The sequence below is a fragment of the Pasteuria ramosa genome, assembly GCF_056496785.1.
The window spans coordinates 155,679-167,390 of the sequence record NZ_CP143099.1; the positions used below are offsets into that span (position 1 = coordinate 155,679).

The following is an 11,712-nucleotide window of genomic DNA, read 5'->3' on the forward strand; positions in this document are numbered from 1 at the left end:
CCCCTGTAATCATTGCATCACCTATTACCATTAGGTTACAATTGCTGCTGATATTTAATTACAAGCAATAAAAAATACTTGAAATATTTACAACAGGAGGCGAATTACCGATGTCACGCATGTTTCAAGTGCTAGGTTTTTGGGCCTTAGTTATTGGTATGATGTTTTTAGCAGGTAATATGTGGATTCCAGCTGCTTTATTTGGTGCTAAGGCTGCTTTATTTATCATTTTTGGATGTTTAAAATATACAGAAAAAACTTATATGTACTTGTTTGCAACATATATGATATTAGCATTTGTAAGCATTAACATTTACGCAACACTTCATTAGTTATTAAAACATATGCTAATATTATCTAATTATTTTAAAAATTATCGCCTGAAAATTTAATATAATTTGCTCTACTCTAAAATGGAGTTACAATAAAAACATTTTTAATTGTTTTTTTAGAATTGTATTTTAGAGGTGATACGCGTACCAACTAACAGGTACGCGTTTTTTTAAATCATCTAACTGTTATTATTGTTATAATTAATATTGTGATTTTCTTTTTTTATTGTCTTTTTTATTTTTATATTATTTCATTTGCAATAATTAAATAATATCCATTTTATAGAGAACAAGACGAAATAATACTCGGTATATCATCATCTATCGCTACAGGCACCTGATAATCAATCCCTGGTAATGCAAAACCAAACAGCTGAAAAAATTCATTCCGATAAGCTTCTATATCTGCTAATTCTTGCAAATTATTGTCATTTATGTGCTTAAAACCGTACAAAACTTCTTCTTGCACCTTTTCAGCTAATTCATAATTGTCCATCCGTAAACGGCTTTGATCATCTAAAATTAATTTATCAGCAGATAGCAATTCAGAAAAAAAACGATATGTATGTTGTAAAGCATCTTCATGCGTTCCTATTTTTTTCATAATTTTATACAAAAATGATATATATAGAGGAACGACTGGAATAGCAGAACTTGATTGCGTAACAATAGCCTTATTAATAGAAACTAAAGCCCTACCACTTAGTTTGGTTTGTAAAATCTGATCTATGTGCCTTACAGTAGCTTCTAAGTGGTCTTTAGCACGACCTACAGTGCCTTGGCGATAAATCGGATGAGTTAATTGTGGACCTACATAGGAATAAGCAACAACACTGATTCCTTTGGCTAATAAATTTTCTTGAATCAAGGCATCAATCCAAAAAGAAAGATCTTCTCCACCCATAACTGAAATAGTATCTTGAATTTCTGTATCATTTGCCTGTTCAAGGACTAATTCACTAACTTGATTTGTATGAAAATCAACTGTCTTACTTGTAAAAGGTTCACCTATAGGTTTCAAGACTGAAACAGCTGTCTGTTTCGTTAAAGGATGTACTCTACGAGGTGCAGCTAAACTATAAACGATGAGATCAATTCCACCATTTAATTTTTCTTTAATTGCTTTGATCACTGACGATTTAGTTCTATCAGCGAAAGAATCGCTACATACACTATGCGCTATACGACCCTCTTGCATAGCTAAACGCTCAAAAGCAGATGTTTGATACCAACCAGACGTAGCAGTCCTATTAACACGCCCTGGTTTCTCTAAAAAAACACCTATTGTATCCGCATTTGAAGCAAAGGTAGCTACCATACGAGTAGCCAAACCATATCCTGTCGAAGCTCCAATAATCAACACTTTTTTAGGGCCGTGCGGAAATTTCGGAAGCTGTTTTAAACGAGCAACTTGTTGCTCTATAAGCTGCTTACAACCTATAGGATGAGCCGCTGTGCAAATAAAGCCACGAAAGCGAGGTTTAATATGGATCATATTTTACATCTTCCTTAAAAAATATTTTCAAAATAAAATATTAAAACTAACATGCTTTAAATAAAAATAAATCACATTTCAATCGACTGGGAGTAATATTTCAGCTAAATTATCATTTAAATTCCATGTTTGAATTAACAACCAAAATGCTTCACCCATAGCTTGCGGATGAAATAATTGCATAAAATGGCGCCGTTCACGAGCTTCTTTTGTAAAAGGAGATGAAGTATATGGCGGTAAAAAAGATATCATATCGGATTTTAACATAAAAGAAGATTGAGATTGACAAAATAACGTTTTTAAAGAAGATTTCTCTCCTATATCTTGTAAAAAATCAACAGGGGGTGTCGTTGTTAAATCAATTTCGCCTAAATACGGCAAAAATTGCGCAGGATTAGCGTATAATCGATGTTTATAATAACCTCTTAAAGTAATATCATATTTCATCAACAGTTCACACCTGGGACGCATGTAATCAAGCCAAAATAATAACCCATGTTTACTGTTTTTTACCCATGAAATGATTTTTTCCATTTCACGCACAGCATCTTTAGGAAATTCTAAAATATATTTTTCTTTAATAGGCATATCTTTTAAAAATTCATTAATCTTTGGTAATTTATCATCAATTATCTTCCATAACCAAATAAAACGATCTTTATTCCAGGCAAGATAAGCTTCTTCTAGAAGAACTTTTTTGAGATCATAACGAAAAACCTCTACAGCTAAAGCGTCTAGAAATTCACATCCAACAATAAAAGACGCTTCCTGGAAAGGTATATCTTCTAAAGCAGCAACGACATGAATATTCAGTTTTCGATCTTTGATTTTTTTCCTTAAACTAGCTTGCCAAAAAGGGCTTTTTTCAACCAACCATACCTTATGTACCTGAGGTGGTAACAGATCATATAAATGAAAAACCCAATTACCTTCACCAGCTCCTATTTCAATATAAGACCAAGATGATATATGCGAGTTTTTGAGTATGTTTAACCACTTGTTAAACAATAAAGGGTATAAACGACCAACGTGAGCTGGTGTATAAAAATCGCCCTTTTTACCTAGAGATGGAAAACGTGCATAATAACCATACTCATCATCATAAAGGGCAATATTCATAACATCATACCAAGGGATCTGTGTCCCTTTAGTACGTAATAAAAAAGCAAAAAATTCATCGGTTATACCTCTATCGGACCGCTCCATAAATCCATTCCTCCTATAACATTGTACAAAGAAGGAAAAGAAGCTTCAGCTAAATAAGTAGCAGCTAAAGCGCTACGACGACCTGCTTTGCAAATAATAGCTATAGGATGACCACGATATTTTTGTAAATAATCTAAATGATTAATCACCTGATCATGAGGTATATTAATAGCCGTTGGTATATGACCACTAAGATACTCTTCTTCTGTCCGAACATCTAACCAAATATATTCTTTAGATAGTAAATGAAAAGAAGCCCCTAGAGCAACAGCATCAATTTCTTTATATAAACATTTTGCTTTCTCTTCTTGCGGAAACAAAATTATCCCACCTTCTATAATAAAATTAATTTTTATTTATTTATATACATATTTTATGAATTATATTATTATGCCTTATATTGTCAATTTGATTTTTGATACTTAAAAAAAGATGATATAGATCTATCTAATTCATGTTCTTCAAGTCTATGAAAATTCCTGGTAACTCTTTGATCTTTATCGATAAAAAAGATGGTGCCTAGAGATGGTAGACCATAATTACTATAAACAACTTTATTTTTGTCCATCAATAAAAACATATCTAAACCAGCATCTTGCATAAATGTCTGTACCGTTGCTTCATCTTCACCAACATTAATAAGCAAAAAATCAATACCAATATTCTCATATTTGGGCTTTAATTTTTGTAAAATAGGCATAATACCTTTACAAATATTACACCTTGTAGAAAAAAATAAAATCACAGCACCTTGTTTAGAAACTTTTTGTAATTCAAATCGCAAGTTATATTCCTCTGGCCTATCTAAAACAGGTAATTGAAAATTACGGTAAATCATCTCAGGCCTTTCCTTAAAAACAGACCAACGCATCTGAATCATAATAGCCAAAAATGCTAAAATAAATAACAAAAAAACAATAAATGTTCTAATACGAACATTCTTAAACCAGTTAATAAACTTAAAAGATAATCTCGAAGGCAACCGCTATCGCTCCCTTATGAATACTAAAAGTGCATATCTAAGTATAACGAAAACAAGGTCTTAAAAAAGGCGATAAATGGCCATGAAAACCTTTTATGATTTTAATAACTAATAATAATACCCAAAATAATCCTTAAATGAATTGGTAAAAAATTTTTGTAGACCTTTGTGGATTTTTATAGATTTAAATATAATATTTCTAAAATTTATAAATTGAATATAAATAACATCATAAAATATTTTTTTATGATGTTATTTATATTTTAATAATAAACTAAAATTCTAAATAAATAACTTACATAAAGAGCTAAATAATAAAACTTATAGTTTTAATATATGATAAACAAAAATGATGATAAAAAAAGTGATGATTTAAATAAAAATGATGATTTAAATAAAATTATTTTTTTCATCTCAAATATGTATGATATTTTTTTTATTTAGATTTGGGTTTAAAAATTATGCCTACTAAACGGACTGAGGTATCAAATAAGCAATACGATCTGTTAAAAGTAAAATACCAAAGAGCACCATTAAAGCACCACCTATTTTCATTATAACGCTAGAATAACGTGTTAAGAAAGTTAGACGACTCAGAAATAATGAAAAAATAACAAAAGGCAATCCAAATCCAAGCGAAAAAGATGTTATATACCAAAAAGATAATTCTGGTTCTTGAGAAGCTAAAGCCAAAACAGTCACCATCATAGGGATAGCACAAGGTGTCCATCCAGCAGCAAAACCCAGTCCCATAAGAAATGAACCCAAATATCCTACTGGTTTTTTAGTCATTTCTTGGTATTCAAAAACTTTAAAACCTTTTATATAAAATAAACCTAACATAGCTAAACCCATTAAAATAATAATTAAACCACAAATCACACGCAAGATAACACTATACTCAAACCATAGTGATTGCAAAAAAATACTAAAATTACCTAAAGCCCAACCACTAATATAAAAAATCGAGGAAACACCGAGAACAAATAAACAGCTATGCGATAAGAGAATACGTATAACATGCCATTTCCGATTTTTCATACGCAAAATATTAACCGTCATACCTGTCATATAAGATAAGTAAGATGAATATAACGGAATCGTACAAGGAGAAAAAAAGAAAAGGATACCAGCGACAATTGAAGCTAAAAAAGGAGCGTAAGAAAAAAGTATATCAACGTCAAAGGTCATATTTAATACCCCTTCCGAGTTTATATGATTAAATAACATAATTTCAAATTGTAGTTATATTTTTATTTTCTAATGTTATCTTTGGGTAATATTTTACATAAATTAAAAAATAAATATTTTTAAACAAATAAATATTTCTAAAAAAATACATATTTTTAAGAAACTAAGTTATCTAAATAACGTTCCAGAAAATTAATGGGCATAGCGCCATCTTTATTTAAGAGAATTTTGTGTTCTTTATCCAAAATTATATTCTTAGGTACACCATATATATTAAAACTAGCCTTTATATCCTTATCTCCCACAAAAACAAAATTACCTCTATCTTTTCCATGTTCTGCAAATGCCTCTCCGACAAAAGATACCAAGTCAGACAAAGAGGTTTCGGATGAAAAATCGTTGATAAAAACAAAGTTAATTTTATCACGATATTTTTTAATCAATTTACTTAATTCAGGCATATGGGAATGACAAATACCACACCATGTGTTAAAAAAATACAAAAAAGTTGGTTTGGCTTCTAAATCATCAAGAGAAATTTTTGCATTAGATATATTTTGTTGAAAATTATTAAGCGTCGTCAATTTAAAATTAGGAACACAATCACCTTTTTGTAAACCTACATTCCCTATGCAAGATGAATTCGCCACTTTAGAAGTACCTGGTCTATTTTTAAAATCATTGTAAATAAACCCCCCCCCTGCAGATAGCAAAACAGCCATAACCAAAATAATGCCGCCATTTCTCTTCATTTTTTCTTTTAAAGAAGGTTTATTTGGGGACAAAGGAAGATCGGTATTTTCTGATTGCTTATCAGACATATTATTCTACTCCTCTCTAAATAAAAAATTTAATATCATTTGGTGTAAAAATTTCACAAAGAAATTCGTTAGTAACTTTTATGATCATACGCTAAACTTTCTGGTAAAATATCACATTTAACAAGATCCTCTAAAGACTCCCTTCTAACAACAAGATCGTCATGCCCATCTTTCACAAAAACCACTGCAGGCCGAGGAATTCTATTATAATTGCTAGCCATTGAATAATGGTAAGCACCGGTACAACTAACAGCTAATATATCGTCTATACAAACAGGCGGTAAATGAAGGTCCCAAATAAGGATATCACCACTCTCGCAACAACGTCCGGCAACAGAAACCAAATCCGTCACAGGATGATTTGCTTTGTTAGCTAATAAAGCTTCATAGCGAGCCTGATACAGAGCTGTTCGTATATGATCAGTCATCCCACCATCAACAGAAACATAACGACGAATACCAGGTATATCCTTAATCGTGCCAATCGTATAAAGTGTTGTACCAGCTTCACCAATCAAACTCCTACCTGGCTCAATCCAAATTTCGGGCAAATCAGGTAAATAGTTAAAATATTTTTTAACAGCATTAACAATAACCTCAAGATACAAAAAAAGCGGTTTCGGATGATCTGATTTATCATACCTAATACCAAAACCACCACCGACATTCAAAACAGAAAACACTAGATTATATTTCTGATAACATTCATGAGCAAACGAAGCCATGACAGAAATAGCTAAGCCAAAAGCATGTGTATCAAAAATTTGTGAACCTATATGACAATGCAAACCTTGCAAGATCAAAGTAGACACGTTTTTAATCATTTTCACAGCTTGCAAAGCTTGTCCAGAAGATACATCAAACCCAAATTTTGAATCTTCTTGACCTGTACTAATATAAGCATGTGTATGAGCTTCAACACCAGGATTAACACGCAAAAAAACAGCAAGTGTTTTTTTGTAAACAGAAGCTAAATGATTTAAACGTTCAATTTCTTGAAAACTATCAATCACAAAACAACGAATGCCACTTTCTACAGCATATTTTAATTCTTCAATAAGTTTATTATTGCCATGAAAATAAATACGATCAGGCGGAAAATCAGCCTGTAAAGCTGTATATAATTCCCCGCTAGATACAACATCAAGTAACAAACCTTCCTCGTGGATCAAACGACACATAGCCATAGACGTAAATGCTTTACTAGCGTAACCAATACGAAAACGACAATTTAATTTTTTAAAAGATTCCTTATATTCTTTTATGCGATTTCTAATATGTTGTTCATCAAATACATAAAGGGGTGTTTGCCACTTATTGACTAAATCCATCGTATCACAACCACCTATCTCTAGGTGGCCATTTAAATTTATCTTACTTGTTCCGTATAGTAACAAAAAATCACCCCTAATCTAACTGTTTAAAATAAACATAAAAAATAATTTAAATACAATGTATATACCTATATAAAAATAATCAAAAAAATTAATCAGATTGATTTTTTAGCAAAAAAATGCGAAATCTTCCATAGATTACTCTTGCATTTAAGCAAAATATTATAATTAGGCAACCCAAAAATACATGCTGTTAGAAACCCAAATATAATAGAAGCAGCTATCCCTGCGCTAGCCGATTTCATGATACCCGTGAAAATACCTAAGAATCCCTCTTGCTTCGCTCCCTCCAAAGCACCTTCTGTCAATAAATTACCGAAATTAGTAATAGGAATGGAAGATCCAGTTTCTGACCAATTATTAAGTGGTTCATATAAACCTAAACCACTTAATAAAGAACCAAATGAAACTAAAAAACTCATCGTATACGGAGGCGTAAGTTTAAAAACATCCATCATAATTTGACCAATAGCACAAATTAAGCCACTAACAATAAAAGCGTGTATCATTGTCATTGATAATTTATCCTCCTATTAAAAACATTATTAATAAATCTAATAAAATAAAAAATAAAAAATAAAAAAAAATACTAAATTAATAACAGTAAATAAAAAATCAAAACTATAAAAATAAAAAAATATATAAATTTAAAAATAAAATTAATATAAGATGTATAAAACTATATATAAACTACAGATAAAAATTTAGATGCAAAAATTTAAATTAAAATAAAATCAGTTAATAAAGAACCTGCTATTTTACCTAAAGCTATAATCAAAATCGAAAACATTATCAATCTTCGAGATAAACGCAACCGCCTACCCAAAATAGGTATAACATTTAAAACCTCAGTTAACGCTGCAGCTAACATACCTACAAATATACCTGTGCCTAAACCAACAATACTTAAAATAAAAATCGGTAAATTGAATTTTAAATCAAATAAATCAACTACAGTAAAAGTAAAGACACCTAAAATGATAGCCCATTCTAAAATTTTCGCTTTATCAAATAAACTACTCCAATGCAATAACCGTGGTACTAAAACTAAAGCCGAGAAAAAAGCAACAGAACCACACCCGACAATAAGACCTCCAGAAAAACCAATTAAAATCATTGATAACAAACTGATAGCATCATTAATCATTTTAAATTACCGTTAACAGGTTTAATCTCCTTCAAAAACTCCGTATTTGTATCATAAGGGTTATTTAGGATGTATTGATCAATAGAATCTTGATATTGAAATGTTTGTATTTCCAAAGGACTAGGCTCAAGATATTTATTTTTACTAAAACCATCATTAAAAAACAAGATCATACCAAAACCAATACCGATAGCATAGGGCAACTCCAACCAAATCGCATGATCTAATAATTCGCCTGTAAACAAATAATAAATACGTTTATGAACCTCAGGCATATCAACATCAGCATGAAAATGCATAATAGCTAGCCCTGATCCTAAAAAAAGAATCAACCAAGAAACAAAAAGACAAACCTTTGAAAAAGGCTTTTTTAGTATCTCTCGTTCAACCAACAAAAAAGGCGTCCCTAAAAAAACAATCTCTACTTCAGGAATTTTATTTTTTATATTTTGTATTAATCCAATTGCATCGACAACTATATTTTTTAATTTACTATCCATCTTATAAACAGCTAAATCATTTATTTCTGAAGCTAAATAACCCGTAACAAAGCACAAATCTTTAACAAATAAATTTTTACCTGCTAAAAATTTTACCTTCTTACGAAACCGCAAATAGATGGTTTTATCTGCCATATTATCACCATCCTAACTTAAAAATACGGATCGATAATCTTAATAATTATCTTTAACCTCCAACACGAAAGAAATTCTGCATTTTTTTCCCTTAATCATTTGACATAAACCAAAGCTTAAAAATAAACTATTTAAATTATTTCATGATACGAAAATGAAAAATAAACCAAATAATAAAGATGCTATTTTATAATATTTATACCATAATATAGAAATTAAAGATAATTAAACAAATAAAAAAACATAAAAAAAAATAAAAAAAAATAAAAAAATAATGCAAAAATAATTTTGCATTATCGAAAAAAACAGATAGTAGTATATAGTTTATAAATTTCATAATAACCGTAAAATATTTTTAAAATAACAGATATTAAATCTTGAAAATAATATTAAATATAATCTACATTGTTAAAATCATTTGGGATAAATAAATTACTTTAAATATTTCACAAAGGTCTTATATAATATTAAATATAATTAAAATAAATAAATATTCAGTATAATAAATATAATACTATTGTCTATAATTTATCTAAATAACTGTCCCAAAAGGACGGATAATTATATCTATATCATACTTTTTATTAATTAAATAATAATAATATATCGATATCATCCTGATCGAGTTCTTAATTCTATATTATATTTTCCATACTTATTATTCTGTCAATTATTTTTATTAATTTGATAATAATAATATTATCTTTTTATATAATCCAGAAAGATCATCGTAATTATTTAATCCTTAAGATCAAAATCCTGGATATTCGGATAATTTATATGATTTTTCTATTTCTTGAGCATTAATAACATATAGAACTAACGAAAAACATAACACAGATGATATATAAATAAATTTATATATCAATATAAAAGACTTTTTTAAAATTTTTTTCTTTAAAATTAAATATATCTAATCTTAGTTAATATTTTTTAATTAGTCAATTTCGTTATAATTTGAAGATAATTTTGGTATCTTATCTATTATCGGCAATAAATTCCCAAATATTTTTAATTTTATCTACACCTGGAATCATAGGTAATATTACATCCTTAAAAAGAGGAAATATTACACCCTTAAGTAGGGGTAATGCTGCATTTTTTATTAGAAACATTATCGTATCTTTCTTCTCGGAATCCATATTATGCCATTTTTCTTGCACTTTATTTCCTTGCTCTCGAAACCATCCACCAATCCCTCTTTTGCCACGATGTTTATTTGGTTCCTGGAGCATATGATAACCCGTCGGAATAGCTGAGGATAAATGCCCTGTTACCTGAGGTGCAGGCATTCCACCCGGAACACTGTTCTGAGAACCGTAAGATGATGGTCTATTATTACCCATTACCTGGGGTGCGGGCATTCCACCCGGAACACTGTTCTGAGAACCGTAAGATGATGGTCTATTATTACCCATTACCTGAGGCGCAGGCATTCCACCCGGAACACTGTTCTGAGAACCGTAAGATGATGGTCTATTATTACCCATTACCTGGGGTGCGGGCATTCCACCCGGAACACTGTTCTGAGAACCGTAAGATGATGGTCTATTATTACCCATTACCTGGGGCACAGGCATTCCACCCGAAACACTGTTCTGAGAACCGTAAGATGATGGTCTATTATTACCCATTACCTGGGGCGCAGGCATTCCACCCGGAACACTGTTCTGAGAACCGTAAGATGATGGTCTATTGTTACCCATTACCTGGGGCGTAGGCACTCTATTACCTTGAATACTTCCCTTATTACTTGAAGATGATGATTTATCACATCTTATTATATCCTGTATATTGTTTGGCCGGTCAGGACAATCCTTCATACTAGCCTGTCCCTGGTATTTATGACCCGTAGATAGACTGGTTGGTTTACCATCGGTTGCTGATTGGCTAGATTCGCCTCCTAGATAAATTACAGGAATATTATTGTAATTATCTGATGATTTAGCATTTGAATTATAAGGTACTATGAATCCTGAAGCCAAAACCATCGATATAATACTCATTTTACTGAAAAATACAACTGATGGTTTATATGATTTTTTAAACCAACTATACATCTTACAGGCCACCTCTTACATGATATTTTTTTTTAAATATATCTATTCAATTATTAATATTACTTATTATAAATAATTTGTTTTTTAGTTCTTACGTTTTAAATTATAAACTAAATATTTAAATAAAACATTTGTAATATATGTTATATTAATAAATATCTTAATATATAAAATTTTTGAATAATAAGACTTGATAATAGAACAAATATAGGCAAGCAATTCGAATAACTATTATTTATTATTACTTCTATAGATTGATTCAAATACTTCAAAATACAAAAAATCTATATTTATATTAGATTAATATCTTATATGATTAATATCTGATAAAAAATAAGTTTTAGAACATATTAGAAGATGAAGAAAATTGTTCTTGTTTTTATTTTGACGTTTAATTTATATATTAAAATATTAATAATATTTAAAATTATATTTATAAGGAAATTTAA

Annotated in this window: 12 protein-coding genes; 1 reads left to right on the forward strand and 11 read right to left on the reverse strand. The window is 29.9% G+C overall.

What is annotated here, in order from left to right; translation table 11 throughout:
• Positions 1–110 precede the first annotated feature (110 nt).
• Positions 111–332, forward strand: coding sequence for a DUF2626 family protein (locus VS182_RS00780; RefSeq protein ID WP_479484652.1), 222 nt, complete (start codon positions 111–113; stop codon positions 330–332).
• Between the two features lie 280 nt (positions 333–612).
• Here VS182_RS00780 and fabV read toward each other — a convergent pair whose 3' ends face one another.
• The 11 genes from fabV to VS182_RS00835 form a co-directional block, all read right to left on the reverse strand.
• On the reverse strand, positions 613–1,827 hold the full coding sequence (fabV, locus tag VS182_RS00785) for an enoyl-ACP reductase FabV (RefSeq protein ID WP_479492619.1): 1,215 nt from the start codon (positions 1,825–1,827) through the stop codon (positions 613–615).
• 78 nt (positions 1,828–1,905) lie between these two features.
• On the reverse strand, positions 1,906–3,033 hold the full coding sequence (locus tag VS182_RS00790) for an SAM-dependent methyltransferase (RefSeq protein ID WP_479484654.1): 1,128 nt from the start codon (positions 3,031–3,033) through the stop codon (positions 1,906–1,908).
• A complete protein-coding gene (locus VS182_RS00795; protein ID WP_479484655.1) occupies positions 3,009–3,353 on the reverse strand; it encodes a rhodanese-like domain-containing protein in 345 nt (114 codons plus the stop codon). The genes VS182_RS00790 and VS182_RS00795 overlap by 25 nt, the downstream gene beginning before the upstream one ends.
• 83 nt (positions 3,354–3,436) lie before the next feature.
• Positions 3,437–4,015 (reverse strand): TlpA family protein disulfide reductase, encoded by a 579-nt coding sequence (locus tag VS182_RS00800; protein WP_479484656.1) that lies wholly within the window; start codon positions 4,013–4,015, stop codon positions 3,437–3,439.
• Between the two features lie 468 nt (positions 4,016–4,483).
• Positions 4,484–5,206: a cytochrome c biogenesis CcdA family protein gene (locus VS182_RS00805; RefSeq protein ID WP_479484657.1), complete on the reverse strand. Its 723-nt coding sequence runs from the start codon at positions 5,204–5,206 to the stop codon at positions 4,484–4,486.
• Positions 5,207–5,361: 155 nt separating this feature from the next.
• Positions 5,362–6,027 (reverse strand): TlpA family protein disulfide reductase, encoded by a 666-nt coding sequence (locus VS182_RS00810; RefSeq protein WP_479484658.1) that lies wholly within the window; start codon positions 6,025–6,027, stop codon positions 5,362–5,364.
• Positions 6,028–6,095: 68 nt separating this feature from the next.
• Positions 6,096–7,424, reverse strand: coding sequence for a diaminopimelate decarboxylase (lysA, locus tag VS182_RS00815; protein ID WP_479488744.1), 1,329 nt, complete (start codon positions 7,422–7,424; stop codon positions 6,096–6,098).
• A gap of 92 nt (positions 7,425–7,516) precedes the next feature.
• On the reverse strand, positions 7,517–7,936 hold the full coding sequence (locus VS182_RS00820; RefSeq protein WP_479484660.1) for a SpoVA/SpoVAEb family sporulation membrane protein: 420 nt from the start codon (positions 7,934–7,936) through the stop codon (positions 7,517–7,519).
• Positions 7,937–8,139: 203 nt separating this feature from the next.
• Positions 8,140–8,568: a stage V sporulation protein AB gene (locus tag VS182_RS00825; protein WP_479484661.1), complete on the reverse strand. Its 429-nt coding sequence runs from the start codon at positions 8,566–8,568 to the stop codon at positions 8,140–8,142.
• Positions 8,565–9,203: a stage V sporulation protein AA gene (locus VS182_RS00830; protein ID WP_479484662.1), complete on the reverse strand. Its 639-nt coding sequence runs from the start codon at positions 9,201–9,203 to the stop codon at positions 8,565–8,567. The genes VS182_RS00825 and VS182_RS00830 overlap by 4 nt, the downstream gene beginning before the upstream one ends.
• 977 nt (positions 9,204–10,180) lie before the next feature.
• Positions 10,181–11,263 carry a hypothetical protein gene (locus VS182_RS00835; RefSeq protein WP_479488745.1) on the reverse strand — a complete coding sequence of 361 codons (1,083 nt, stop codon included), beginning with the start codon at positions 11,261–11,263 and terminating at the stop codon, positions 10,181–10,183.
• Positions 11,264–11,712: the final 449 nt, after the last annotated feature.